General features: G+C 41.5%; 26 protein-coding genes, 2 pseudogenes and 1 riboswitch. Of the genes and pseudogenes, 13 read left to right on the top strand and 15 right to left on the bottom strand.

Features of this window, described 5'->3' with window-relative positions; genetic code table 11:
* Together ACY3FQ_RS04095 and ACY3FQ_RS04090 are read right to left on the bottom strand one after the other, a co-directional pair.
* On the bottom strand, nt 1–368 hold a 368-nt coding region (locus tag ACY3FQ_RS04095; protein WP_489773640.1), incomplete at its 3' end, for a GDYXXLXY domain-containing protein.
* A complete protein-coding gene (locus ACY3FQ_RS04090; protein WP_279690517.1) occupies nt 365–2,149 on the bottom strand; it encodes a DUF2157 domain-containing protein in 1,785 nt (594 codons plus the stop codon). The genes ACY3FQ_RS04090 and ACY3FQ_RS04095, both read right to left, overlap by 4 nt.
* Before the next feature lie 249 nt (nt 2,150–2,398).
* Nucleotides 2,399–2,561: riboswitch (FMN riboswitch) on the top strand.
* Between the two features lie 105 nt (nt 2,562–2,666).
* Here ACY3FQ_RS04090 and ribB point away from each other — a divergent pair.
* A complete protein-coding gene (gene ribB, locus ACY3FQ_RS04085; RefSeq protein ID WP_078389136.1) occupies nt 2,667–3,326 on the top strand; it encodes a 3,4-dihydroxy-2-butanone-4-phosphate synthase in 660 nt (219 codons plus the stop codon).
* Between the two features lie 64 nt (nt 3,327–3,390).
* On the opposite strand, the pseudogene ACY3FQ_RS04080 reads toward ribB, so the two are convergent.
* Together ACY3FQ_RS04080 and ACY3FQ_RS04075 are read right to left on the bottom strand one after the other, a co-directional pair.
* Nucleotides 3,391–4,004 (bottom strand): annotated as a pseudogene (locus ACY3FQ_RS04080) (LysE family translocator).
* 81 nt (nt 4,005–4,085) lie between these two features.
* A complete protein-coding gene (locus ACY3FQ_RS04075) occupies nt 4,086–4,571 on the bottom strand; it encodes a DUF1289 domain-containing protein (RefSeq protein ID WP_004695495.1) in 486 nt (161 codons plus the stop codon).
* 180 nt (nt 4,572–4,751) lie between these two features.
* On the opposite strand from ACY3FQ_RS04075, the gene trhO reads away from it, so the two are divergent.
* The 4 genes from trhO to ACY3FQ_RS04055 all read left to right on the top strand — a co-directional run bounded on the left by trhO (nt 4,752) and on the right by ACY3FQ_RS04055 (nt 7,327).
* Entirely contained in the window at nt 4,752–5,684 is a 933-nt protein-coding gene (gene trhO, locus ACY3FQ_RS04070; RefSeq protein WP_279690514.1) for an oxygen-dependent tRNA uridine(34) hydroxylase TrhO, read from the top strand.
* Nucleotides 5,685–5,898: 214 nt separating this feature from the next.
* A complete protein-coding gene (locus ACY3FQ_RS04065) occupies nt 5,899–6,198 on the top strand; it encodes a hypothetical protein (protein WP_010327316.1) in 300 nt (99 codons plus the stop codon).
* Between the two features lie 78 nt (nt 6,199–6,276).
* Nucleotides 6,277–6,891 (top strand): DedA family protein, encoded by a 615-nt coding sequence (locus ACY3FQ_RS04060; RefSeq protein ID WP_078389132.1) that lies wholly within the window; start codon nt 6,277–6,279, stop codon nt 6,889–6,891.
* A gap of 22 nt (nt 6,892–6,913) precedes the next feature.
* Nucleotides 6,914–7,327 carry an ABZJ_00895 family protein gene (locus tag ACY3FQ_RS04055; RefSeq protein ID WP_279690512.1) on the top strand — a complete coding sequence of 138 codons (414 nt, stop codon included), beginning with the start codon at nt 6,914–6,916 and terminating at the stop codon, nt 7,325–7,327.
* 64 nt (nt 7,328–7,391) lie between these two features.
* Here the strand turns inward: ACY3FQ_RS04055 and ACY3FQ_RS04050 are convergent.
* Nucleotides 7,392–8,284 (bottom strand): annotated as a pseudogene (locus ACY3FQ_RS04050) (LysR family transcriptional regulator).
* A 103-nt stretch (nt 8,285–8,387) separates the two neighbouring features.
* Between ACY3FQ_RS04050 and ACY3FQ_RS04045 the strand changes: the two are divergent.
* Complete coding sequence (locus ACY3FQ_RS04045) at nt 8,388–8,990, top strand: LysE family translocator (RefSeq protein WP_279690510.1); 603 nt, start codon at nt 8,388–8,390, stop codon at nt 8,988–8,990.
* A 117-nt stretch (nt 8,991–9,107) separates the two neighbouring features.
* On the opposite strand, the gene ACY3FQ_RS04040 is transcribed toward ACY3FQ_RS04045, so the two are convergent.
* Both ACY3FQ_RS04040 and ACY3FQ_RS04035 read right to left on the bottom strand, forming a co-directional pair.
* A complete protein-coding gene (locus ACY3FQ_RS04040; protein ID WP_087526358.1) occupies nt 9,108–9,632 on the bottom strand; it encodes a YecA/YgfB family protein in 525 nt (174 codons plus the stop codon).
* Nucleotides 9,633–9,702: 70 nt separating this feature from the next.
* Nucleotides 9,703–9,912 carry a PA3496 family putative envelope integrity protein gene (locus ACY3FQ_RS04035; protein ID WP_004982817.1) on the bottom strand — a complete coding sequence of 70 codons (210 nt, stop codon included), beginning with the start codon at nt 9,910–9,912 and terminating at the stop codon, nt 9,703–9,705.
* 433 nt (nt 9,913–10,345) lie between these two features.
* On the opposite strand from ACY3FQ_RS04035, the gene rpoD reads away from it, so the two are divergent.
* The 6 genes from rpoD to ACY3FQ_RS04005 all read left to right on the top strand — a co-directional run bounded on the left by rpoD (nt 10,346) and on the right by ACY3FQ_RS04005 (nt 16,922).
* Nucleotides 10,346–12,232 (top strand): RNA polymerase sigma factor RpoD, encoded by a 1,887-nt coding sequence (gene rpoD / locus ACY3FQ_RS04030; RefSeq protein ID WP_062033953.1) that lies wholly within the window; start codon nt 10,346–10,348, stop codon nt 12,230–12,232.
* 122 nt (nt 12,233–12,354) lie between these two features.
* A complete protein-coding gene (locus ACY3FQ_RS04025; RefSeq protein WP_010327321.1) occupies nt 12,355–12,642 on the top strand; it encodes a YbeD family protein in 288 nt (95 codons plus the stop codon).
* Nucleotides 12,643–12,804: 162 nt separating this feature from the next.
* Nucleotides 12,805–13,464, top strand: a complete 660-nt coding sequence (gene lipB, locus ACY3FQ_RS04020; protein WP_279691847.1) for a lipoyl(octanoyl) transferase LipB — start codon at nt 12,805–12,807, stop codon at nt 13,462–13,464.
* Nucleotides 13,465–13,596: 132 nt separating this feature from the next.
* Nucleotides 13,597–14,076: a hypothetical protein gene (locus tag ACY3FQ_RS04015; protein WP_216076700.1), complete on the top strand. Its 480-nt coding sequence runs from the start codon at nt 13,597–13,599 to the stop codon at nt 14,074–14,076.
* Nucleotide 14,077: 1 nt separating this feature from the next.
* The gene (locus ACY3FQ_RS04010) at nt 14,078–15,262 is read left to right on the top strand and encodes an iron-containing alcohol dehydrogenase (protein ID WP_279691849.1); all 1,185 of its coding nucleotides are present in this window, start codon (nt 14,078–14,080) and stop codon (nt 15,260–15,262) included.
* Between the two features lie 265 nt (nt 15,263–15,527).
* The gene (locus tag ACY3FQ_RS04005) at nt 15,528–16,922 is read left to right on the top strand and encodes an APC family permease (RefSeq protein WP_004695470.1); all 1,395 of its coding nucleotides are present in this window, start codon (nt 15,528–15,530) and stop codon (nt 16,920–16,922) included.
* 64 nt (nt 16,923–16,986) lie between these two features.
* Here ACY3FQ_RS04005 and ACY3FQ_RS04000 read toward each other — a convergent pair whose 3' ends face one another.
* Nucleotides 16,987–17,541, bottom strand: coding sequence for a flavodoxin family protein (locus tag ACY3FQ_RS04000; protein ID WP_279691851.1), 555 nt, complete (start codon nt 17,539–17,541; stop codon nt 16,987–16,989).
* Nucleotides 17,542–17,636: 95 nt separating this feature from the next.
* The gene (locus ACY3FQ_RS03995; RefSeq protein WP_279691860.1) at nt 17,637–18,419 is read right to left on the bottom strand and encodes an SDR family NAD(P)-dependent oxidoreductase; all 783 of its coding nucleotides are present in this window, start codon (nt 18,417–18,419) and stop codon (nt 17,637–17,639) included.
* A gap of 115 nt (nt 18,420–18,534) precedes the next feature.
* Here ACY3FQ_RS03995 and ACY3FQ_RS03990 point away from each other — a divergent pair, with 115 nt between their 5' ends.
* Complete coding sequence (locus ACY3FQ_RS03990; protein ID WP_004982843.1) at nt 18,535–18,921, top strand: winged helix-turn-helix transcriptional regulator; 387 nt, start codon at nt 18,535–18,537, stop codon at nt 18,919–18,921.
* A 24-nt stretch (nt 18,922–18,945) separates the two neighbouring features.
* On the opposite strand, the gene ACY3FQ_RS03985 is transcribed toward ACY3FQ_RS03990, so the two are convergent.
* The 6 genes from ACY3FQ_RS03985 to ACY3FQ_RS03960 form a co-directional block, all read right to left on the bottom strand.
* Complete coding sequence (locus tag ACY3FQ_RS03985; RefSeq protein WP_125280026.1) at nt 18,946–19,425, bottom strand: tRNA (cytidine(34)-2'-O)-methyltransferase; 480 nt, start codon at nt 19,423–19,425, stop codon at nt 18,946–18,948.
* Nucleotides 19,426–19,457: 32 nt separating this feature from the next.
* Entirely contained in the window at nt 19,458–20,834 is a 1,377-nt protein-coding gene (gene cysG, locus ACY3FQ_RS03980; protein WP_279691854.1) for a siroheme synthase CysG, read from the bottom strand.
* Nucleotides 20,835–20,910: 76 nt separating this feature from the next.
* Nucleotides 20,911–22,182, bottom strand: a complete 1,272-nt coding sequence (gene serS / locus ACY3FQ_RS03975; RefSeq protein ID WP_004695457.1) for a serine--tRNA ligase — start codon at nt 22,180–22,182, stop codon at nt 20,911–20,913.
* A gap of 100 nt (nt 22,183–22,282) precedes the next feature.
* Nucleotides 22,283–23,095, bottom strand: coding sequence for an RsiV family protein (locus tag ACY3FQ_RS03970; protein WP_279691856.1), 813 nt, complete (start codon nt 23,093–23,095; stop codon nt 22,283–22,285).
* 131 nt (nt 23,096–23,226) lie between these two features.
* On the bottom strand, nt 23,227–23,925 hold the full coding sequence (lolA, locus tag ACY3FQ_RS03965; protein WP_004695452.1) for an outer membrane lipoprotein periplasmic chaperone LolA: 699 nt from the start codon (nt 23,923–23,925) through the stop codon (nt 23,227–23,229).
* Nucleotides 23,926–24,145: 220 nt separating this feature from the next.
* A partial coding sequence (locus ACY3FQ_RS03960; protein ID WP_489773639.1) for a YadA-like family protein occupies nt 24,146–25,672 on the bottom strand: 1,527 nt, incomplete at its 5' end.

The raw sequence follows: 25,672 nt of genomic DNA, 5'->3' as shown, positions 1-25,672 counted from the left end.
GCTGTACGAACATTTTTCGGCAACTCAAAATAGCTATGTATCACGCGCCTCTGTGAATCGAGTTCAACATAAGTGAGCACCGAAGATTTGTTCTTAATCACTTCATCAAAATAATGACCTGAAAAAATCTGATCTTCTTGATTGCTGTTGGCTTGGCTGGTACTTTCTGGACTCAAATGCTGAGGCGCAAAATAAAGTTGATAATTCAGCGCCATATAATCCCCCTGAATAATCGAACGCGGGTCTACAGGTTGCAAACGCACATACATGGTTTGACTATTGTTTAAGTGCCATTCATTTTTAAAAATTAAGCCTAAAAATACCGCGATGCTGAGTAATGCCAAAGCAAGAGGAATCATTCTCTTCATATGCCGAACTCCTCTTTTTGCTTAAATAGCATCAAGCTCAATGTCAGCAAGAGCAACATCAGACCTGACAAGAACATACTTAAACTTTTAATTAGAAAGGTCACGTCAAGGGAATAATATAAAAATCCTAAAATTAAAGCGAAAGTTGCCAACGCAAATCCATAGATCACTTTATCTTGTGTTTTTAATGCCCATGAAATGATGGCCAAACAAATAAAAATATCGAAATAACCATAAAAAATCAGCCCTACTGCCAAAGCAGTCAAAATAAAATGCGCAAATAAATGAAACTGCTTTTGAATATGTAAAAAGACAAAAAGTACAAACCATAAAATCGGTAGGCCAAAAGCCAATATAGGAATGTGCTCAATTTTCGCTAATTCGTATTTCCCAAATAAAGTATAAAAACCCATAGAAAATAGAATAATCCCAAGTGCAGAAAGTAATAAACTGCGTTGATATTCAGTTGGCTGTATGAATTTTATGACCAAAATTCCCAGATAAAAAACATAATTCCAAAGTGCTAGATAAACAAAATTTTCAACAATATTACGCCAACTGAGATGTGCATTAATATCCCAAATACACGCCACACCTGCTGCATATAAACCCAAAATTTGAACAAAAACAAAGAACCAATGTGTACGCATAAAATAGGCGAGTGCAAGCATCACCAATTGTAAAAATAGAATAGGTATAATTTGATTCATCAAATCAACGGTGTGAAAAATCACCGCAATTTGTCCTGCAACCCAGAGACAATAAGCAAATTGTCTTAAAAACAAGCTTTTTTTAGCTTTCAACAAGTAAGCCGCCAAAGCCACAAAAACAAGGCCCATAAGCAAAGAGAAATTTCCCCAAAAGGTCAACATCAGCGTTGCAAAGACGATACCCGCAATCCAAGCTCCCACAGCAAGTGGAATAGCATTGAACCGACTATGCGGAATAAATTTAATCAACATGTAAGTGATGAAAGCAAACCACGCAAAAATAATCAGTGCGATAAAAAATAATTCAAAAATTTCATTCTGACCAAACCACTCCGTCACCGCCTTCACAATGATCATGGTAAAGCTAATGCCCAAGCCAACGGCTGAAAGTGCACTACACAACTGATCTTTATTTTGATAATAGTAAGCCAGTGAAATGCCCAACAAGAGAAAAGACACTGTGAAATAAAGAATGCTTTTATCCGCATAGAGGTACATCGCCATATGCCAAACCGAGAGAATGGCAAACCACAGCAAGAATAAGTAACGGAGTTTCGAATAATATTTATTGCAGAAATAGAATTGAATCAGTGCAAATGCATGAATACTGATTAAGAAAAGATCTGGATATTGATCTCCCCAAAAGGTTTGGATAAAAAATAGAAACAATGCCAATTGGCTGGTAATACATAAAAGGAAAAATACACCGATATTCGGATGATATAACCACGGTAAAAGCAGCACAGACCAAAATAGAAATAATAAATAGCTGTCAGCACCCGTTTGATAAATTTGACCAATCACAGCCAGACTTAAACCAATCATCAAACCACAGATACTATGTAAACATTGCACTAGAAAATCATGTTTTGTCAGCCACAAGCTGCAAACCGCACTAAATAACAATAACAACTGAGGAATAGCCAGCTGAATATTCTGTGGCAACATAAACCAATTAGCAGCAACCAAATACAACATACTGACCGCGATGAGGGTAAAACCAAAAACTTGAAGATGCTTTATGAAGGATTCAGCATTCCAAGGATAATCATATTGTTGAATTTTGATCAATCCCAATTCCTCACTCTTATTTTTATCTTCATTTATTTAAAAGGATTCAACCTAGAAAGGCTATACTCATTTAAGTTATGCCCTTTATTTTGGGCATTCATTTTGAAACCTTATACCTATACTAAGTTAAATCATGCAAAGAGATTGTTGATCTTTAGCAAAGCTATAGCAAAAATTGTTCTATGTATAAAACTGATCATTCTAAAACGCCCCCTGTTTTTCTAAATATTTAGCACTATAATGGAGTTACATCGCTTCAGGGCGGGGTGCAATTCCCCACCGGTGGTAAGTTCAGTTGAATGACTCAGACTGAATCAGCCCACGAGCCAGTCAAGCAGAAATCATCTATTTGGCTCGCAGATTTGGTTCAATTCCAAAGCCGACGGTATAGTCCGGATGAAAGAAGACGACGTGACCAATAGAATCTCAGGTGCAAACCTGTGAGGATTTATTGCTACGCCAATTTTTCAAAGTCCTGAAATGTTCAACCGTACTTCAATTTTACGCGAGCGTTTCAATGTCTAGTTTGATTCAACCCGAAATTTTCTTTTCAGCCCTTTCTCCAGCTGAACAACGTATCCAACAAGCTTTAGAAGATATCCGCCAAGGCAAACCTGTTTTGGTGATGGATGACTTTGACCGCGAAAACGAAGCCGACCTCATTGTGGCTGCCGAAACTCTCACTGTCGAAACGATGGCACGCATGATTCGTGATGGCTCTGGCATTGTCTGTTTATGCCTGACCGATGAACTGGCCGATCACTTAGACCTTGTGCCTATGGTGTCAGATAACTCAAGTCAGTTTAAAACAGCATTCACTGTGACCATTGAAGCCGCAACAGGCGTGACTACAGGTGTATCTGCACAAGACCGCACTACCACAGTTAAAGCAGCGATTAAAGATGGGGCAATTGCCAGCGACTTAAACCGCCCTGGTCATATATTCCCTCTTCGTGCGCGCCAAGGCGGTGTACTCACCCGTCGTGGTCATACCGAAGGTACTATTGATTTAGCACGTTTAGCAGGCTTGAAGCCAGCAGGTGTCTTGTGTGAACTGACCAATGCCGATGGGACTATGGCCTCTGGCATTCAAGTGTTGGCATATGCACAAACGCATCAGTTGACTGTGATTACCATCGAAGAATTGGTGCAATATCGCATTAAACACGGAGTTTAATTTTTACGCTCCCCCATCAAAAAGCCTCCATATTGGAGGCTTTTTTTATGCAATATCATCAGCATCAAACAAACACAGTATAAATACCATAGAGCGCAATACTGACCAATATCGCACCACAAACGCCTAATAACTTATTGTACAAAGCGGACTGCGATAGTTTATTAAAACCCAAATAAACCAAAGACAACGTGCTGAAGTCTAGAATAATCCAGAGAATGGTCAACAGTACAAGGCTGACATCGACATCACTGGTTACCCCAATGAACTGTGGGAAAAATGAGGCAAAGAAAATAATATCCTTCGGATTCGAAATACCCACCAAGAAACCTTGCTTAAAGCCCCCCTGCACCGCTTTAGTTGCACAGGCGATGTTTCTGTTCCTTGTGCAATTGCTTCTTTTAAAATTTGAAAACCAAGATAGGCAATATATACGCAGCCTAAAATCTTAATCGCATTTAACCAATGCTCTGCAATGTTTAAAAAGCCTTTTAAGATGAGCACAGATAGTACAATAAGAACCAAAGAGGCTAAATTCGTCCCAAAAATGGTTTTTAAGGCTTGTTTATATCCACCTTTTAGACCTGCACTAGCAACCAACAACATCACTGGGCCAGGTGTTGCAATCATGACCACCACAGCCGTACAGTACAACGCCAGTTCAAATACATTCACCATCGAAAAACCCTTTCCCCCAGTCACTCTCGCAAATAGCTTAGGTATGCGGAGTATTCTTTTTCTATATCAAACCAAGAGGACTTATTCGTCCTCTTCCATATGAATGAGATGTTGTCGAATTGCATCAGCACGCAAAAATGCCAAATCATAACTGGCGGTAGCAAGTGCCAAAACACGGCGTTCAAACTCTTGCCAAATCGGTTTCACTTGCTGCGCTTGAATACCTAAACCACTTTCTTCGGTAAAGTTCTTATTTTTTTCACAGATTTTTAACGCATGATAAAGCTTCCGCCCTTTTGATGCATCGGGACGCAAACGAACGCGTTTAGATAAAACAAAAGCTTCTACCTGCTGCACATCAGCCAAAGGCAGCATTGGCACTAAAATTTGATCTAATTGCGCATCTAAGCGTTGCCAAACTGAACGATGCTGCTCCGAAGTGTAGGTGTTCCACTGAATCACTTCATGATTAAAACGACGACAACCACGACACACAGAATCACCAAATACCGTTGAACAGCGCCCTGCACATGGGGTCAAAGAGGCAATTCGACGATCTGTACTCAAAACACACTCCTGTTAATAAACGCACCAAAACAAAACGGATTTTCTCATTGGCAACTGAATATACACGCTCACCTACTACTTGAGAAGCCATTTAAAATGTTTACTTATCTCGCATCTTGATTCAATTCCATGTAAAATGTGCGCCTTAAAATTATCTATCAAAATACATTGGAGTACTCCATGAACGCTACTGTAGAACAGCTTGCACCTGTAGAACAGCAAGCGACGACTGGTTGGGTTGTTGCCGCACTTTATCAATTCAAAGAAGTTCAAGATCCTGCTGATCTTCAACAACGTCTTTTAGACTTGGTAAAAACCATCAACCTATGTGGTACTCTGATTGTAGCGGGCGAAGGTATTAATGGTACGGTTGCAGGCGACCGTGCCGCGATCGATATGATTCATCAATTCCTTCTAAATGAAGGTTTTAACGAAATGGAATACAAAGAGTCTGACAGTACAGACAAACCATTTCGTAAAATGAAGATCAAACTTAAAAAAGAGATCGTGACTTTAGGCGTTGAAGTAAAGCCACGTGATTTAGTCGGTCACTACCTTGATCCGAAAGAGTGGAATGACCTGATTGCTCGTGATGACGTCATTTTGATCGATACTCGTAATGACTATGAATACAAAGCCGGAACATTTAAGGGCGCTATTGACCCTAAAACAGAAAGTTTCCGCGAATTTCCAGAGTACGTTAAGCAAAACCTTGAACAGCACAAAGATAAAAAAATTGCGATGTTCTGTACAGGTGGTATCCGCTGTGAAAAATCGACCTCCCTTCTTCTTCAAGAAGGTTTCAACGAGGTTTATCACTTAAAAGGCGGCATCTTAAAATACTTAGAAGAAACCCCTGCTGAACAAAGCATGTGGGAAGGCGAATGTTTCGTTTTTGATGGTCGTACTGCTGTCACTCATGGTGTTGAGGAAGGCCTTAACATTAAGTGTCATGCTTGTGGTTGGCCACTTCTTCCTGCTGAAGCAGAAGAACCTAGCTATGAACATGGTGTGTCATGCAAATACTGTATCGACAACACCACAGAAAAACAAAAAGAAGGCTTCCGTATGCGCCAGTCACAAATTGCTGCGGCTAAACGTAAACGCCTTTAAAATCATTCAGATGATTTAAGTCAAGAATAAGCCCTCATTTGAGGGCTTATTCTTTTATGCAGTTCCCGTTTTTTAAAAATATTTAACAATTTTGTCACAATATTGAACTCAATCTGAGTCATACTGTATAAATAATAAGCTAAAGTGGTGCCCTGAAGGTCTCCACATAACAATAAAAATGACATGCCTAAACGACGAAAATAGGATGATTGCCATGCATAAAATAATCATGCCACGCCATCGCACACTGATTCGCAATGCCGCAGCAAACCGGATCGAGCAATATCACAGTACCAGCTTCAACCAAATCAAAGCCAAGCTTGAACAGCGCACGCATTTATTTATCGTGGTTTTGGGCATGTTGATTGGTTCAAGTATCGCGCTCGGCATTGGTTACCATCTAAGCTCAAATCTTTTAAATTATACATTGCTCAGTTTAATCCCAGTTGCGCTGGCCTATAGCTTACGTAAAGTCTATATTCACACGCTAACCCATACCCGTTTCGATGAATAGAAAACAATACATTTCAATTCTTTACCCACATGCGATAAGTCCTTAAGATAACTTATCGCATTTATTTTTATGGTCTATATGAACCTCACTGCATGGATCATCTCCGTCATGGAACAATTGGGTTATTGGGGAATAGCCTTACTCATGTTTCTTGATAATGTTTTTCCGCCCATTCCTTCTGAAATTATCATGCCTTCGGCAGGTTATGCCGCATCACAAGGCGAGTTGGTTTTAATTGGGGTCATTATTGCAGGATGTATTGGTTCACTCTTTGCCGCAGCAGTGCTGTATTGGATCGGCTATCAATTTAAACAAGAGCATATTTTCAGATGGGTCGACCGCTATGGTAAATATCTGTTTATCAAATCTGCCGATGTGAAAAAATCCTTAGATTGGTTTGAGCAGTATGGTCACCGTATTGTATTTTTTGGTCGTATGATTCCTGCAGTGCGTTCACTGATTAGCATCCCTGCGGGGATGAGCCGTATGCCCTTTTGGAAGTTCATGTTTTATAGTGGACTCGGTACAATTATCTGGACAACATTTTTAGCAACAGTTGGCTATTACTTTGGTGAAAACCAAGCACTGATGCATCAAATTTTTAGCAAAGTCGGTTATGTCATTATTGCCATTGTCGCTGTGATTATCCTTTGGTTTTTATATCGCAGGCATTTGCGTAAAACACGCAGCTAATTTATTTATTTTGGGGAAATACATGAAACACTATTTACTGCATTTTGCGGCGGTATATAGCATTGCTTTGGTGCTGTTAATCACTGTACTGGTCTTTGGTCTAAACCTTGGAGGTTTAACCTTAATTCCGACATTAGTGGCTTGTGCACTGATTAGTGTCGGACACTTTGTGAAAAAAGAACACCGTGTTCCAAACAATCATGAAAAAATTCAACTGGTTTGGGGCTCAAGTGCTGTCGCAATTATCACTGGTAGTTTCTTTGTACTATTTTTAGTGCTAATGAACCCCAATGCTGAAGCGATTATGAAATCAGTCGATAATGCTGGTATTGGACTCACCGCTGTCGTTATGCTGTGTATGGTCGCGATTCATGGCGCTATTTTTCATATTGCCTATGGTTGGTACGCAGACTATTGTTTTAAAAAGTTACCATAAAAAAGCACCTCATTTGAGGTGTTTTTTTTATGCTTGATAGATAACAATCAAATGCCGCACGTGATTAGTGCTTTTGGGCGGAAAGTACCATTAACTTTGTTTGGCTGGCTCTCATTTCTTCAATCAACCAATCTTTAAAAATGACTTTATGCGGATCATCCTCAAAAGGAGATGCGGAAAGTAAATAATAAGCAGAGCCATCTTGCACAATCGGGGTAAGCATGTCTAACATTTGAAAATCGAGCTCTTTTTCAACCATATAAGCTGAAACTACTGTTGCACCCAACCCTGCTAAAGAAGCCTCTATACACAAATAGAAATGTTCCAACGCTACTCTTTGAAAGTGCTTAAACTGCGCTTTATATGCATCCTTAAATTGTGTCCAAATTTTAGGTCTTGAGCTTGAAATAAACAGCTGAGACATCGGGGCTAAATGCTTATGACGCGATACACAAACCATATGCTCATCCGCCATTTTTTCACTATAAATGGCCTTGCCCAGTCAAAATCATTACGTCTGAGAGCCAAGTCAATGTTTTGCACTTTAAAATCCGCTTCTCCACCAGCTGTTAACAAACTGATATCAATCTCAGGGTAACGTAGCTTAAATTGAACCAAGCGCGGAATCAGCCATTTCATGGCGATGGTCGGCTCACAGGATAAGATTAAGCTCTTCTTCTCATTCTTCTTTTCTCTTGTCATCTGCACAATGCATTGGTCAATCTGAGGAAAGACCTGCTCACAACAATCAAACAGTGCGAGGCCATCTTCCGTCAGCTGTAACTTTTTGCCGTCACGAATAAATAAACGATGCCCCAGTGCCTCTTCCAAGTTTTTTAACTGCTTACTGACCGCCCCTTGAGTGACAAAGAGTTTTTCAGCAGCGATGGTGACACTGTCATAACGAGCGACATAATAAAAAAACTTAAGAGAATTCAGTGATAAGCGCTCAATCATTCCAAAAACTCATCAATAAGCAATAATTAAAATCGATTTTCACTATAGCAAATATATGAAAAATATATAAATCCTTTAATTCAATCCAAACAAGGATCAATGAGTGAATGAAATTATAGCGATTGCAATCATCACCCTACTTGCAGTCATCAGTCCTGGTGCTGACTTCGCTTTGGTCAGCCGAAATAGTTATCTATATGGGCGTAAACAAGGGATCTATACCGCATATGGTATTGCTTGTGCTGTATGGATCCACATTAGCTATAGTGTACTAGGGCTCAGCTTCTTAAAGCACTACATTCCAAACCTATTGCATATCATTCAATATATTGGCGCACTGTATCTGATGTATATCGGGTACAAAACATTTACCCAACAGCAAATTAGTGACCATGCCACTCATACCTTGCTGCGCCCACGGCAAGCATTTATACAAGGTTTTCTAGGCAACAGCTTAAATCCCAAAACTACGCTATTTGTGATGAGCATCTTTGCACAGTTACTGCGAGGCAATCATGGTCTAACACATTTAATCGGTTATGGCATGTTTATCTCGGTCAGTCATCTACTGTGGTTTTTGCTCATTTCACTATTCTGCTCTACCCCAGTGATCCGAAATAAAATTTTACGCAAACAAGTGAGTATTAACCGTGTCATCGGTACCGTACTCGCAACTTTAGGACTTTGCTTATTTCTCACAAATTAAGCATGAGTGGTACCTGCGTTTAAACACTAAAATTTGGGCATAAAAAAACGTCCTCTAGGGACGTTTTTTTATTTGCTTGCTAATGCCTGCGTCGCTGATGTCACAACGCAAGAACAATTATGCTGGCGTATGATACATGAGATAAAGTTCGTTTAAGTTCTCTGGAATTTCTTCTGCAAGCTCATCCATTAACTGACCGTTACGACGGAAAGTTTCCATTTGCGGATCTTCTTCATCAATCCCACTAAATACCATAATTGGTAAAGTAAGATCGACCAGTTGCTCTTCAAACTCAGGCGTGAACCATGCATCTTCATTGAGGAACATTGCATCGACAAAACCAACGCTCCAATCCCCTAGACTTGACTCAACATCGGCCTCTTCAATTTCAAAAGGAAATTCAATCCCTTCTTCATTGGCAAGGTTTTGACGAATAGACTCAAGCCAAGCTTTCACTTGCACGATGATCTCGGCAGGCACTTTCTTTTGATTATTATCAAAAAGTTCATCCAACCATTTTGCAAAAGTAGGGCCAACTGCAATTGCACACAAAAAACCATGAGTCGCTGCAAAATCTAGACCATACTCATTTTGGTCACCATCTAGATATTCGCTCAATAAGTCTAAATCTAAAGCACTCATTTCAAATCCAAATTCAGAAACTGATTAGGGCATTAGCATAGCATTTTCAGACACGATGCTACATCTGATTTTAGTCTTCTTCGTCGTCAAAATCGTCGTCATCGTCGATGTCGTAATCAAAATCTTTAAGCTCACGTTCCAAACGGCGCTGTGCAAGAAGGTCATCAATCAGGCGACGTTTTTCTAATGATTCTTTCGCACTAATTTTACTTGATGACTCATCAAAATTAACATCATCATCAGCGTAGTTATCATCTAGTTCAAAATCTGTAGAAGACACTAAAACTACCTCATAGTGAAAAAATGTGAAGGGTCTTAGCCGCTATTTATATGGGTTCCAGAACCTTGTCAAGTTTTATTTGCATTTAGAGCAATTAATTTGATTTTTAGTCTTTATTTCTAACCAATTTTTATGGCATGATATAATCCACCCTGCGTCTTTATAGTTTACGACTTTAAATGGTCACATAAAATCCAAATCTTTCAGATTTCAAATTTGGGTTTTGAACTTGAGCACGCTAGGGATGAACTTGAAAACAACAAATTCACCCCCATCTAAATCACTGAATTTATATTTTTAATATTTTATCAGGCAGCTTTTTGCTGACTACCCCTGATGGAATACGCAGTTATTTACAAATAAGTTTATGAAGCGAATTGTGCCCAGATGCACAATTTTCCACTGCCACAGATTCAACGAAGAGTAAGCAAAGATGAGCGATATGACTTCCCCTACTTCACAAGTAGCGGCTCTGATTAGCCGAGGCAAAGAGCAAGGTTACCTAACTTACGCTGAGGTTAACGATCATCTCCCAGACTCGATCACTGAAAGCGAACAGATTGAAGACATTATTCAAATGCTTCAAGACGTGGGTATTCCTGTGCACGAACGTGCGCCTGAATCTGATGATGCAATGTTTGAAGGTGGTAATGAAGCTGCCGATGAAGTTGCTGAAGAAGAAGCCGCTGCTGTTCTTGCCTCTGTAGAAAATGAGCCTGGTCGTACCACTGACCCTGTCCGCATGTATATGCGTGAAATGGGTACTGTTGAACTGTTGACGCGCGAAGGTGAAATTAGTATTGCAAAACGTATTGAAGAAGGGATTCGTGACGTTCTTCACTCGATTGCTTACTGGCCAAATGCGGTTGAAGTGGTATTACAAGAATACAAAGATTATGAAGCGGGCGAACGTCGCCTTGCGGACATCCTTTCAGGTTATTTAGACCCTGAAACTGATGAAGCGATTCCAGAAGTCCTCGAAGAAGAGTCTGAAATTGATGAAGAAGATGATTCTTCAACCAAATCAACCAAAGATGTAAAATTGGATGATGACGAGGAAGAAGAAGAGTCTGAAAGTGATGATGATTCTGAAGGTGAATCTGGCCCAGATCCTGAAATTGCCAAAGCGCGTTTTGACGAACTGACTGCGGCTTGGAAAAACACCCGAACCATCATCGAGAAACACGGTCGTTCAAGCAAAGAAGCAGAAGATGCTTTAGAGTCACTTGCAACTGTGTTTATGATGTTCAAATTTACACCACGTTTATTTGACATCATTTCAGAAATGATTCGTGGTACACATGAACAAATCCGTACCTCTGAACGTGAAGTAATGCGCTATGCAGTACGTCGTGGTCGTATGGATCGGACTCAATTCCGTACCTCTTTCCCAGGTCAAGAGTCAAACTTTGCTTGGTTAGATGAACAAATTGCGAAAGCGTCGCCAGACCAAAAAGGTTATCTTGAAAAAGTACGCCCTGACGTTTTAGCGTTCCAACAAAAAATTGCAGACATTGAAAAAGATTTGGGCCTTGATGTTAAAGGCATCAAAGAGATTTCAAAACGTATGGCTGTAGGTGAGGCGAAAGCACGCCGCGCGAAAAAAGAAATGGTTGAAGCGAACTTACGTTTGGTAATTTCGATTGCGAAAAAATATACCAACCGTGGCTTACAATTCTTGGACTTGATCCAAGAAGGCAACATTGGTTTGATGAAAGCGGTAGACAAGTTTGAATACCGTCGTGGTTATAAGTTCTCGACTTATGCAACGTGGTGGATTCGTCAGGCCATTACTCGTTCGATTGCCGACCAAGCACGTACCATTCGTATTCCAGTACACATGATCGAAACCATTAATAAGATCAACCGTGTATCACGCCAGCTTCTGCAAGAAATGGGCCGTGAACCAACACCTGAAGAACTCGGTGAACGTTTGGAAATGGATGAAGTTAAAGTGCGTAAAGTGCTGAAAATCGCCAAAGAACCAATTTCGATGGAAACACCGATTGGCGATGATGAAGATTCGCATTTGGGTGACTTCATTGAAGACAGCAACATCACTTCACCTGTCGATGCTGCAACGTCTGAAGGCTTAAAAGAAGCAACGCGTGAAGTGCTTGAAAACTTGACTGAACGTGAAGCGAAAGTATTGAAAATGCGTTTTGGTATCGACATGCCAACGGATCATACTTTGGAAGAAGTGGGTAAACAGTTTGACGTGACACGTGAACGTATTCGTCAGATTGAAGCGAAAGCACTGCGTAAATTACGTCACCCTTCTCGTTCTGAACACTTACGTTCATTCCTAGAAAACGACTAATTGATACCGATACACCGGAGACTTGAAATTTAATCGCGAGTCTCCATTAAGTATTTAAGAGCAACACCTAACGCCTGCAGTTTCGCAGGCGTTTGGAATAAGGGGGACTGACGCTCATGACTATGTTAGACCGTACACCATCACGTGAATTACAAGAACATCTTTGGGTATTCCCTATGGACTACCCAATCAAACTCATTGGCTTTGCCAGCACTGAGTTACATGTTGCAGTGGTTGAAATTTTAGTCAAACATTTCCCTGAGTTTGATGGTGAATCGATTCAAGTCCAACCATCACGCACAGGTAAATATCATTCTTTAACTGCCCAATTGCGTTTTGAAGAATTAGAACAAGTTCATCAACTGTATGCAGACCTTGCAGCTTGTCCGTTAATTAAAACGGCGCTGTAATTCAAATGATGTATCAATGAGACACGCTTACGAGCGTGTTTTTTTGTGCCTAAATTTTTGATCTATTGAATTCAGCTTATTCACTGAAGAAATCCCCCTACGCTCTAGATCTTTTCTTTATAATTTCAGACATACTTTTTGTTTTATAAGGACGCAAGTGCCGTGTCAGATGCCGTTCTCAAACCACAACTCATTATTCGCCAGTTTGATAATTTAACTTTATATGCTGACCGCTTTGTAGAAATGAAAGCACTGACTGAACAACGGGATGTAGACACACCAGATGAACTTTGGATTTTGCAACATCATGACGTGCTCACTCAAGGTCAAGCTGGAAAACCTGAACACATCCTCATGAGCAGTAACATTCCTGTGGTACAAACGGATCGCGGAGGGCAAGTCACTTGGCATGGTCCTGGTCAGTTGGTTGCCTATTTTATGTTTGACCTCAACCGACTTGGTTGGAACGTCCGTACCTTGGTGTCTTATGCTGAAAACCTAATGATTGAGTTACTCAAAAAATATGAGATTGAAGCCTATGCCAAACCTGATGCACCCGGAGTGTATGTCGATGGACGCAAGATTGGCTCATTGGGTTTTAAAATTCGTAAAGGCCGCAGTTATCACGGTTTATCCTTAAATATTGACTGTGACTTATTTGGGTTTCACACCATTAATCCATGCGGCTATGCGGGCTTAGAAATGGTGCGTATCTCAGACCTCAAATCAGACTACCCGCGTTTTGAAAACTTATGTGCTGACATTATTGAAACTTTACAGCACAGCGGTTACTTTAAAGAAGTTCAAGTACAGCATATATAAAGGCTTTGCTTTTCATGGAAAAATAAATTAGAGTATTTACTCTAAACTAATAATTATTTTTAGAAAGGACAACAGCGAGTGATTAACGTAAATTCAGTGAAACCCGCTCTACAATTGACCTATGTCAAACTTATGATGGATGTGATTGGCCGAGGATTGGTCATGGCCAGCCAAGTCGATAGTGAAATTCAGCAAGAAGTTGCCAAATTTCCAGCCAATTTCACCTTATCGATGAATGTCTTTCCAAACGGCCCGGCTTTTTTAGCCAAAGTGACCGAAAACCATCAACTCGAACTACTTACTCCAGGAAGTTTAAAGGCAGATTTAACCATCACTTTTAAACATCTGAGCCATGCCTTTTTGGTGTTTTCATTTCAAGAAAGTACAGCACAAGCATTTGCACATGATCGTATGATCGCAGATGGCGATATTTCCTATGCAATTCGCCTCGTCCGCTGTCTAAATAAAATGGAATCGTTGATTTTACCGAAAATGGTCGCTGAACTTGCCGTCAAAGAATACCCAACTGAATTGGGCTTAAAAGAAAAACTCACTGGTGCTGCAAATATTTATCTCAAAGTAGCCCAATCATATTTAAAACGGAGTGCATAACATGGCGAAGCCTTATTACGAATTTTTCTGTCCTGTAAAAGTGATCGCTGGTCATGCTGCTTTAGAACACATTCCATTTGAACTGGCAACATTAGGGGCAACCCGACCTTTAATCATTACCGACAAAGGTGTACGTGCCAATAATTTACTCGCACCCATTGATGCAGCATTTGAGTCAACCGATGCAGTGATTGGCGCAATTTTTGATGATGTTCCACCGGACTCAAGCTTAGAGACGGTACGTAAAGCCGCCAATTTATATCGTGAACATCAGTGTGATGCAATTATTGCTGTCGGTGGCGGATCGGTGATTGACACCTCGAAAGCCACCAATATTTTGGTATCTGAAGGTGGTGATGACTTACTCAAATACTCTGGGGCACACAACCTACCTAAACCACTCAAACCCTTTTTTGTGATCCCAACCACATCAGGTACAGGGTCTGAAGTTACCATGGTTGCAGTGGTGTCTGATCCAGAGAAAAATGTCAAACTACCTTTCGCATCGTACTATTTAATGCCGCATGCTGCGATTCTCGATCCACGCATGACCCAAACCCTGCCACCGCACTTAACTGCGATGACCGCAATGGATGCCATGACCCATGCCGTCGAAGCCTATACATGCATGGCACACAATCCGATTTCAGATGCCTATGCTACGGCAGCAATTAAAAAAGTCAGCAATCATTTGTTTAATGTGCTGGATAATCCAAGCGATGCCAACGGCCGCTTAGAATTGGCTCAAGCTTCGACCATGGCTGGCATTGCATTTTCAAACTCGATGGTAGGACTTGTTCACTCACTTGGACATGCCTTAGGTGCAGTGGCACACTTGCCGCATGGACTATGCATGAACCTGTTCCTCCCTTATGTGCTTGAATTTAACAAGGAAGTGAATGGTGACAAAATTGCAGACCTATTGTTACCGCTTGCAGGACCAGATATTTATGCGCAGACCCCTGCCCACTTACGTGCAGACAAAGCCATCAGCACATTACTCACCATGCGTGATCGCTTATTTACCCTAACCAAGTTACCCCGTACCTTGAGTGAAACAGGAAAAGTGACCTTAGAACAACTCGATGAGGTGGCAGAAAAGGCCCTCAACGATGGTTCAATCATTTACAACCCGAAAGAAGCCAGCTTAAAAGATTTAAAAGCAATTTTAGAAAAAGCTTGGTAATTCATAAAAAATCAGCCAATATAGCGACAATCTTAGCCTGATGCTTTTTTAAACATCGGGCTTTTATTTGCCACAAGGAATAATGCTTTCCTTATACCTATTGGCATAAAAACTGCTAAAAAATCTGAAAAAGTTACTGACAAAAGCGGCCAAATTAATGTAGATTGGCGCACTTTTGAAATTAAACACAGGGGGGATCGTTCGTCTCAAACGATCCTTATTAAACATGACTGATCCTTGATCAACGATTAAGAGGATAACGCCGTTGACTAATATTTCTGGGACTCAATCGGCAGCTAAACTGCAAAAAACGCTAGGTCTCTGGCACATCATTATTATTGGTTTAGCTTATATTCAACCAATGACATTATTTGATACTTTCGGTTTAGTATCAGAAGAAAGTCATTATCATGTGCCAACGTCATATATCATTGCTTTAATTGCAATTTTATTCACGTCGATCAGTTATGGTCACATGATTCGTCGCTACCCTTCCTCGGGTTCAGCCTATACCTATGCGCAAAAATCCATCCATCCGAATGTCGGATTTATGGTCGGTTGGTCATCATGGTTAGACTATTTATTGTCTCCAATGGTCAACATCATTCTTGCCGTGATTTACCTTGAAGCCTTATTCCCTGATGTAAACCATTGGGTCTGGGTGGTTGGTTTAACTGCATTTATGACCGCGGTCAACTTACGTGGTGCACGCTTCGTTGCAAACTTTAATGGTTTGATCGTTTTTGTACAGTTAGGTGTGATTGCTTACTTCACGTGGATGGTTTACAGCTTACTTGCTGGTGGCGTCAACGCAGATGGTACTTTGGTCAATGCGAAATATCAGTTATGGAGTTTAGAGCCATTCTGGAATGAGCTTACTTCACTGGGTGCCCTGATTACAGGTGCGACTTTGCTGTGCTTCTCATTCACAGGTTTTGACTCGCTCAGCTCGCTGGCAGAAGAAACAAAAGATACCGAGAAAACTCTACCTAAAGCGATTTTCTTAACGGCACTCTTGGCCGGTGTGATCTTTATTATCAGCACCTACTTCATGCAGATTTACTTCCCGAACGATCCAAAGACTTACTTTGAAGATGTTGCTGCAACACAGCCTGACATTTTACAAGCCGTCGGTGGCGTTGCGTTTAAAACGGTGGTGTTGTACTTCGCAATTGTGACTGTTATGGCATCAGGTATTTCGGCACATGCAGGCGTTTCACGCTTAATGTATGTGATGGGCCGCGATGGCGTGATTAACAAGAAGATTTTTGGTCATATTAGTCCGAAAAGCTTCACACCATCTTATAACATCCTAATTGTAGGTGCTGTAGCATTAACAGCTGGCTTCATGGACTTAGACATCGTCATTTCGATGATCAGCTTCGGTGCATTAACTGCATTTACCTTTGTAAACTTATCGGTGATTTCAAGATATGCACTGCGTGATGGCCGCACAAAGAATATTAAAGACATCTTTAGCTTTGTGATAATTCCAATGTGTGGATTCCTCAGTATCTTTGCCATGTGGCTAGAAATTGAAGAAACCGCGTTGAAATTCGGTTTATGGTGGGCAATGTTTGGTATTTTATACTTAGGTTATAAAACCAAAGGCTTTAAGCAACCTGCACCACAACATAATGAATTTGACGATCCGCTTTAATCTTTCATTCAAAAGAAAAAGACGCTAAGTGCGTCTTTTTCTTTTTTAAACTAGAGCTAAAAAACTAGCCCTTAAATTGTTTAGTCATTTTAGCAATACGTTGTGCATAGGCTTTTGTGGTTTCGAGATCCCCTGTTGGGATTTCATCCGTACTTGCATCCGATGGTGATTGCACCAACAAACCGACAGAACCACCCAAATTATTTACATCTTGACGAGTTGCCGCTTTACTGTTGGCAGGCAATAAGCCCAAGCTTACCCAAATACCGCCATGCTGCGATGCAAGTGTTTGCAGTTGGATTAAGGTCACTTGCTTATCACCATTTAAGCTTGCGCTATTGGTAAAGCCACCGAAAATTTTATCTTGCCATGCGCGGGTAAACCATTTTTTTGAAGATGCATCGGCAAACTTTTTAAACTGCCACGGTGCAGTGCCCATATAAGTCGGTGCACCAAATACAATTGCATCAGATTGATCCAACGTCAGCCAATCTTGCTCTGAAATGTCTCCATTTGAGTCAATCTCCACCAAATTTGCACCAATTTCTTGCGCAAAAGTTTGTGCAATCACTTTGGTATGTCCATAGCCTGAATAAAAAGCCACTGAAATATTCGACATTTTAGTTTCCTCTTTTGAATTAGTTGATTGGCATCGCTGCGTCAATCATGATGCTGCGCCACGTAAACCATTAAAAATAAACAGTATGAAATATCTTAAACACTTGTCTGATCGGATTTAAGTTTCACATAACTTGCAACTTCAGCACTTAGGCCCTGCTTCAACTGCTGGGTCTTTTCACCAACCAAAACTTCATAAGCATTTTGCTCGATGCCTTGGAAGATTTCTTGAGCCACTGTTTCTGGCGCAATCTTAGTAATGGGTAATGAACGAGTCAGATCTGTGTCAATAAAACCCACATGCACCCCCATGACCTGAATATTAAACTGAGACAACCACAGACGACTTGAGTTGGTATAGGACCATGCTGCCGCCTTGGAAATAGCATAACTGGTCAAAACAGTGCTTGGCTCCCAGGACACATCCGAGAGAATGTTGACCACATAAGCCTGTTGATTCTTTTGCAAGGTCGGAGCAAAAATTTGCGTCACTCGCATCAAGCCCAACAAATTGGTTTCCAAAATCTTTTGCGTAGTCGTGATAATACTGGCATCGACAGGATGCTCATTCAAAAGCGCAATGCCCGCATTATTCACAAGAATCGTGGTATCTGCGCACTGTTCTGCTGCCTGCTTAATAGATGCTTCATCATTTACATCGAGTTGAATCGGGGTAAGCCCTTCTTCCTGAAAGTTACCGATCTGGCGCATACCCACATAGATCTTTCTAGCACCCTGACGACGTGCCTCTCGAGCGATGGCAAGTCCTAAACCACGATTTGCACCCGTAATAAAAACAACAGCCTCTGAAACTTTCATCATGTGATCCATCCAATTGCCAATATCTTGCGAAAGCGTAGTCTGATGACAGCGCTGCATTAAGTCTGTATTCATGATACACTTATGAAACCTAGTATCAATTAGTTACCACCTGGTAACTGGTCTGATTGATTGTTTCAAATGAAGATAGAACGTAAAAGGAGCATGGTTAGAAATGAATAAGCCAATGAAATTTAACATTTTTCATCCAGATTGTCCTGCTCGTCTTTTTTTTGAAAAATTTGCAGACAAGTGGATTTTATTGATTGTGTATACGCTGGATCAAGAGTCGCAACATTTTAATGAGCTCAAGAAAAATGTTTTAGGTATTTCCCCTAAAGTGCTGTCACAAAAATTAAAGATCTTAGAGCGCGATGGTTTTTTGACGCGAACCATTCATGAAGACAATGTGATTCGCGTGGAATATGCGTTAACCGAGATTGGCAAAGACTTTGCTCAAAATACCTATCAAATGAAAGATTGGGTCGAAGCCAATATGCTTAAAGTTTTAAAATCCAGAGCTGGATTCGATCAAAAGCTAGAAAAAACAGAACCCGCTTAAGCGGGCTCTGTTACAGCAATTTGATTAGGCTAAAGGCTTAAAACCCTGCTGACGCCATGCTTCATACACAATCACAGCTGTCGCATTGGATAAGTTCAAACTGCGCGAGTTTTCAGCCATGGGCAAACGAATCCAATGCTCTTTTGGAAACAACATACGAACCTGTTCAGGCAGACCACGCGTCTCAGGTCCCATAAGTAACGCCACGGGGCGATTCAAATCCGAAGTATGCGGGGTTTCCGTTCCTTTGGTGGTTAGAGGATAAACCGCGTTTATATCGACACCTTTTAGGGCTAAATTTGCTAAACACTCATCGAATGTTTCCCAAATTTGCATGCGCGCCCACTCGTGGTAGTCCAAACCTGCACGTTTAAGTTTTTTATCATCCAGTTCAAAGCCGAGAGGCTTAACCAAATGCAGCTGCGCTCCAGTATTGGCACATAAACGAATGATATTGCCTGTGTTTGCAGGAATTTCGGGCTCGTATAAAACAACATGGATCACAGCTTTTCTCTACTTTTTCAATCTGGCAAAAGTTAATCTTGCCATTGTAATTGTTCACGCAAACTCACTACATCACCAATAATGGTCAAAGTAGGCGCTTGAATATGATTTTCTTCAACTTTTGATGCAATATTCGCTAAGGTCCCGACCACCACTTTTTGTTCTGGCGTGGTACCTTTCGAGATCAAAGCAACGGGCATGTCTGGGCGCTGCCCATGCTCAATTAACTTTTCACAAATTTTTTCTAAACCAACCAAGCCCATGTACAGCACAAGCGTTTGATTTTGATAAACCAACTCATCCCACGGTAACTCAGGCGAACCTTCTTTTAAATGCCCCGTAAGGAAACGCACGCTTTGTGCATAATCGCGATGTGTCAGTGGAATGCCTGCATAAGCCGAACAACCCGACGCAGCAGTAATCCCTGGCACCACTTGAAATGGCACGCCCGCGGCAAAAAGCTCTTGAATTTCTTCACCACCGCGACCAAAGATGAAAGGATCGCCGCCTTTTAAACGGCAAACACGTTGACCTTTTGAGGCATATTCCACCAGTAAGGCATTGATGCCTTCTTGCGGTACAGCATGGTTAGAACGGGCTTTACCCACATAAATTTTTGTTGCATCGCGACGGCAGAGTTCCATAATCGCAGGGGAAACCAAACGATCATAAATCACCACATCGGCTTGTTGCATCAAACGCAATGCTTTGAGGGTCAGCAACTCAGGATCACCTGGACCTGCACCAACCAAATATACCTCACCTTTCGGCGTTTTCCACTCCAACAGCGCTTGCTCGATTAAACGATCTGCTTCTACAAGATTGTCATGAAAAACCTGTTCTTTCAGAGAGCTTGCATATAAGTCTTCCCAAAAAACACGGCGCTCGTCAGGATTAGAAATCTTCGCTTTCACCGCTGCACGCCATTTTCCTGAAAACTCAGCCAGCTTACCCATCCCATGTGGAATACTGGTTTCAAGCTGGGTTCGAATTTGGCGAGATAAGACGGGGGATGTACCATTGCTGGCCACTGAAATCACCAAAGGCGAACGATCAACAATAGCAGGAACCATGAAACGGCAATGCGGTGGATCATCAACACTGTTGACCAGTATTTTCAGCGCTTCACAGTCCTCAAAGACTTGAGTATTCACCGCATAATCATCTGTTGCAGCAATCACTAAACGATAGTCATTGAGTTGAATCTGCGCAGGATATAGCGCTTGGATATATTGCCCTTGGCTTTCTTCAACGAGTTGCAATAAATTTGCATCAATATCAGGAGCAATGACATGAATCACCGCTCCTGCTTTATGTAACAACACTGCCTTACGGTAAGCAATATGCCCACCACCGACAATCAGACAAGGTTGCTGCTGCAACTTTAAAGAGATTGGAAAAATATCCACGCACGACCTCAATGAGTTTTATCTGACTGTCTTAAAGCAATTATTGTGCACAAAACTGTGCAGTACATCGACTTTATTAGTCAATGTACTCAGCGCCGCCCATATAAGGACGAAGCACGGTCGGAATTTCAATCGAACCATCAGCTCGTTGGTAGTTTTCCATGACCGCAAGTAAAGTACGGCCCACAGCCAAACCAGAACCATTCAGCGTATGCACAAATTCAGTTTTCTTTTGGTCTGCACGGTAGCGTGCTTTCATACGACGCGCTTGGAAGTCACCCATGTTTGAACATGAAGAAATTTCGCGGTACGTGTTTTGACTTGGTACCCAAACTTCAAGATCATAAGTTTTAGTTGCACCGAAGCCCATATCACCACCACAAAGAATGATCTTACGGTACGGTAAACCAAGTGCTTTCAAGATCCCTTCAGCATGACCTGTAAGCTCTTCAAGTGCTTGCATTGAGTCTTCAGGTTTAACAATTTGCACCATTTCAACTTTGTCGAATTGGTGTTGACGAATCAAGCCACGCGTATCACGACCGTATGAACCTGCTTCACTACGGAAACATGGCGTATGCGCTGCATATTTCAGTGGTAAACGGTCTGCATCAATGATTTCATCACGCACGAAGTTGGTTACAGGCACTTCCGCAGTTGGAATGAGGTAATACTCTTTTTCACCTTGTAATTTGAATAAATCTTCTTCAAATTTAGGCAATTGGCCTGTACCACGGAGTGAGTCAGCATTGACTAAATATGGCACATAAGCTTCGGTATAACCATTTTCCAAAGTATGTGTATTCAACATGAACTGTGTAATCGCACGTTGTAAACGAGCAAGTGGTCCTTTGAGCACGCTGAAACGAGAACCTGTCAATTTGGTCGCTGTTTCAAACTCAAGACCACCCATCCACTCACCAAGGTCAGTATGGTCTTTAATTTCGAAGTCAAACGTACGCGGCGTACCCCATGTGAGGATTTCCACGTTATCACTTTCGTCTTTTCCTTCAGGAACAGACTCATCTGGCAAGTTTGGAATGCTGAGTGATTTCGCTTCAAGTTCAGCTTGTAATTCAGACAAAGCGACTTCTGCCGCTTTGATTTCATCACCAATCGCTGACATGCGCGTCATAATTTCAGATGCATCACCACCAGCTTTTTTAATTTGGCCAACTTGTTTTGCACCCGAATTACGTTCAGCCTGAAGAGATTCAGTTTTGGATTGAATCTCTTTACGGCGAGCTTCTAGTGATGCCCATTCTTCAACATTCAGTTGTACACCACGTTTTGCTAAGGCTAAATTTACAGCCTCAATATTATTTCTGAGTAATTTCGGGTCGATCATAGCCAATCTTTTGCAAAGAAAAAAACTGGCTATAGTGTAAGCGCTTCAGGCCGAAAAATACAGTCACGCGATCACTAGCTGTGGCTTATTACAGCAATTTTCATGGCTTTTCTTTGCTCGATTTTTCTCGTTCAGCTGCATATTCGACAAAACTTGGCAAATATTCCGCCTTAATTAAGCCGCTGGCTTGTTGATACGGTAAAACCAATTCAGACATCCCTTCTGCATAAGAGGCTAATTCGTATAACGGATAGACGAACACCACACCTTTGGCACTCATATAATAATTGTCAGTCAGCTTCAATTGCTCACGTGAAATATTATGATCGGACAACCACATGCTATTGGCACTATACAATGCATCTAATAATTGAGACTCCGTCTTGTCTACCACGATATCACTCAGCGCAACCCGTTTTTTCGTTGCCAAATCTAAGGTGATGTACTCGTTGTGATACATGCCATGTGCGGCACGCGCTGGGTAGTGATAATACATCAAGACAAAATCAGCATATTTTCCACGCTGCGCCACATAACGGACATCAGACAAAGTTTCACTGAGCATGTTTTCATCAATCTGTGGCTTTGACTGCTTCAAACTTTCAAATGCCACAGGATTGGCTTTTTTCATCCGTTCATCAAAATATTGATTGATCCATGGGACATTGGTGTCCAAGCTGTACAGCTGGTATTGGGTACATCCTTCCTCATCACAAGCAATAGAATGCGCCAATTGTAATGGTCGAACTTTTGCCTCAATCAGTGGCAAAGTCTGTGTGACTTGAGCTGGTTTAGTTGTCTCTTCACTTTTTGCAGCGTTACTGTCATTTTGTGGCTGACATGCACTCAGCAACCCCGTACACAACATCATTGCGAAGACAGATCCAATTTTATTGTTATGAAGTAATATCATGATTTACCCGCAGTTAAGTATTCAATAGCACAGACTATACAAAGCACAGCCATAACTTCCCACCACGTTATGTAACTGAACTTGATCCAATAAAAAACCACCCGAAGGTGGTTTTGAACAACAGACTCATTTTATTGGTCAATAATGTCTGTGCCTTTAGGTGGAGTAAAATTAAAGGTTGAAGCTGGAATATTGGTATTTACCTTGGTGTTATTAAAACGCACATAGGTTGTTTGTCCCAAAGAATCTTCTAAGATCATTAGCGTCGGCGCATTTTTCGCACCAAAACTGATCGTTAAGCTTTGAAATGCACCATCATCGCTTTTTGGGTACAAGGTATAGTAGGTTTTGCTCTGATTTGGTTGCGTAATACGATATGACTTACGAATCTGTTCCGTATTCCCTGACAATAATAGTGCAGGGGTATTCGCCACCTGTTCATCTAAAGTCTGACGAACTGCTTGCTGTAAGTCTGGATCATAAATCCAAACCGTTTTGCCCGAAGTCACAATGGTTTGTTTTGCAGGGCTTGTGGTTTCCCAATAGAATTTCCCTGGACGCTCAACTTTCATCACCCCTTTAAAGGTCTGATTCATGTGCTGGGCAGATAAACCTTGTTTCTTCGGTGCTTTAGATGAATTTGTGACTTTGGTGGTTTGCTCAAAGTTAGAACTGATACTTTGAATACCACTCAACTGTTTCACTAAACTCGTCGTCGCTTGTTGCTCCGATGCTGCAACCGGAGCTGCAAATACTGTACTGCTCATGACAGGGCCAAGTGTTACTACACCCACTGTCATTGCATATAAAGTCTTACGAAGCATTTTCATAATCTCACCTTTTATAATTTGCGCAGTCGCAATTTGTTAGATGAGCTATCTTAAATCAAATTTTATGGCTAATAATTGAGAATATAAGAAGATTTGTATATTTATTAGTGCTTAATGTTGTGAAATATCCATCATGATGAAGATAAGATGTGCTCTTTACATATAAAAAAGCCTCTGAATGTGCAGAGGCTTTTCTAACTGAGGTTAAGAATTATCACTGTCATTTCCATTGCCAACCAATTGCTGCACCTGCACCGAAATTACCTTCGCTATTGGTTGTTACAGCTACTTTGTATACATATTTGTTACTTTCAGTCACACCGCTGAGAGCAAAAGCATAACCTTGCTCACCTTCCCATGTACCCACGCCGGCACTCAACATATTGTAGCCAGCATCTGTCGGTTGCGGTAAAGATGCTATCGCAATACTTGATGCAACTGCTGCATAGGTTCGATCTTCGAGTTTTCGCATATCTCGGTTCAAGGCATTTACACGACTATCCGTATAAGCATTTGCTTGATTGAGGGTTTGTTGCCCAACTTGGTTCACATAGGTTTTTGCTTCATTCAAGATGTAGGTATCAGCAGCATCCATCACTTCTTTAGAGATCCCATTGGTACCATTTGCACCTTTAAGACTGGCTAACCATTGAGTAATGCTGCCCTCAAAGCCATTACCAACTGCAACATCATAAGCACTAAAACCTGTTGCACCTGTCATCCCTATGTTACCCATATCGCCTTTTAAGCTAGCGAGCCATTCGGTGATAGTACCGTCAAAACCATTAACTTGCGCAACTTGATAAGCATTATATCCTGTTGCTCCCGTTTCACCTTGGATACCTTGTTCGCCTTGTGCTCCAGTTGCCCCTGTGGCACCTGTTGCACCGGTATAACCCCTGTCTCCTTTATCGCCTTTGGCTCCTGTGGCACCCATTGCTCCAGTATCACCTTTATCGCCCTTGTCTCCCTTATCACCTTTGGCTCCCGTTGCTCCAGTAGCACCTGTTGCACCTGTTGCACCTGTTGCACCAGTATAACCCCTGTCTCCTTTATCGCCTTTGTCTCCCTTATCACCTTGTGCGCCTGTAGCACCCGTTGCTCCAGTGTCACCTTTCACACCCTGTAAACCTTGGAGGCCTTGCTCACCTTGCGCTCCAGTATCACCTTTTACACCTTGGATACCTTGCTCACCCTGTAAACCTTGAAGGCCCTGTTCACCTTGTGCTCCAGTATCACCTTTTACACCTTGGATACCTTGCTCGCCCTGTAAACCTTGAAGGCCCTGTTCACCTTGTGCTCCAGTATCACCTTTTACACCTTGGAGGCCTTGTTCACCTTGCGCTCCAGTTGCACCTTTCAAACTCTCTAACCATGCCTCCTCAGTACCTATAAAACCATTGTTCACAGCTACCTGATAAGCACTATCACCATCTGCCCCAGCAGGACCAGTAGGCCCTTGAGGACCTGGAGTTCCTGGACAATACCAAGTAGCACCCCACCCATCACATCTTTCTTTATCATTATTGGTTGCCCAAACACTATTTGCAGTCATCATCAAGGCACTAAGCAACAATACTTTTGCAGTAAACTTTTCAATACGAACATATTGATTAGGTTCAAGTGTGTACTGCTGAATTACATTTTTGACTGCAACGCTGATATGACTTTGCTCTTGTTTTAACTTTTGACCAAGAACTTCTGCTACTTGGTTGCTTGGATTGCCCAAGACATTTGTATCTATTTT

Source organism: Acinetobacter sp. AB03 (genome assembly GCF_058107045.1).
This window is presented reverse-complemented; position numbering and strand designations above follow the sequence as displayed.

What these genes read in the sequence shown, in the direction of transcription:
- ACY3FQ_RS04040 (WP_087526358.1), bottom strand. Translation starts at nt 9,632, where the DNA reads ATGAGTGCTTTAGATTTAGACTTATTGAGCGAATATCTAGATGGTGAC.
- ACY3FQ_RS03990 (WP_004982843.1), top strand. Translation starts at nt 18,535, where the DNA reads ATGAATAAGCCAATGAAATTTAACATTTTTCATCCAGATTGTCCTGCT.
- serS (WP_004695457.1), bottom strand. Translation starts at nt 22,182, where the DNA reads ATGATCGACCCGAAATTACTCAGAAATAATATTGAGGCTGTAAATTTA.
- ACY3FQ_RS04015 (WP_216076700.1), top strand. Translation starts at nt 13,597, where the DNA reads ATGATGGATGTGATTGGCCGAGGATTGGTCATGGCCAGCCAAGTCGAT.
- ACY3FQ_RS03970 (WP_279691856.1), bottom strand. Translation starts at nt 23,095, where the DNA reads ATGATATTACTTCATAACAATAAAATTGGATCTGTCTTCGCAATGATG.
- ACY3FQ_RS04055 (WP_279690512.1), top strand. Translation starts at nt 6,914, where the DNA reads ATGAAACACTATTTACTGCATTTTGCGGCGGTATATAGCATTGCTTTG.
- lolA (WP_004695452.1), bottom strand. Translation starts at nt 23,925, where the DNA reads ATGAAAATGCTTCGTAAGACTTTATATGCAATGACAGTGGGTGTAGTA.
- ACY3FQ_RS04025 (WP_010327321.1), top strand. Translation starts at nt 12,355, where the DNA reads ATGTTAGACCGTACACCATCACGTGAATTACAAGAACATCTTTGGGTA.
- ACY3FQ_RS04000 (WP_279691851.1), bottom strand. Translation starts at nt 17,541, where the DNA reads ATGTCGAATATTTCAGTGGCTTTTTATTCAGGCTATGGACATACCAAA.
- ribB (WP_078389136.1), top strand. Translation starts at nt 2,667, where the DNA reads ATGTCTAGTTTGATTCAACCCGAAATTTTCTTTTCAGCCCTTTCTCCA.
- ACY3FQ_RS03995 (WP_279691860.1), bottom strand. Translation starts at nt 18,419, where the DNA reads ATGCAGCGCTGTCATCAGACTACGCTTTCGCAAGATATTGGCAATTGG.
- ACY3FQ_RS04010 (WP_279691849.1), top strand. Translation starts at nt 14,078, where the DNA reads ATGGCGAAGCCTTATTACGAATTTTTCTGTCCTGTAAAAGTGATCGCT.
- trhO (WP_279690514.1), top strand. Translation starts at nt 4,752, where the DNA reads ATGAACGCTACTGTAGAACAGCTTGCACCTGTAGAACAGCAAGCGACG.
- ACY3FQ_RS04065 (WP_010327316.1), top strand. Translation starts at nt 5,899, where the DNA reads ATGCATAAAATAATCATGCCACGCCATCGCACACTGATTCGCAATGCC.
- ACY3FQ_RS04060 (WP_078389132.1), top strand. Translation starts at nt 6,277, where the DNA reads ATGAACCTCACTGCATGGATCATCTCCGTCATGGAACAATTGGGTTAT.
- rpoD (WP_062033953.1), top strand. Translation starts at nt 10,346, where the DNA reads ATGAGCGATATGACTTCCCCTACTTCACAAGTAGCGGCTCTGATTAGC.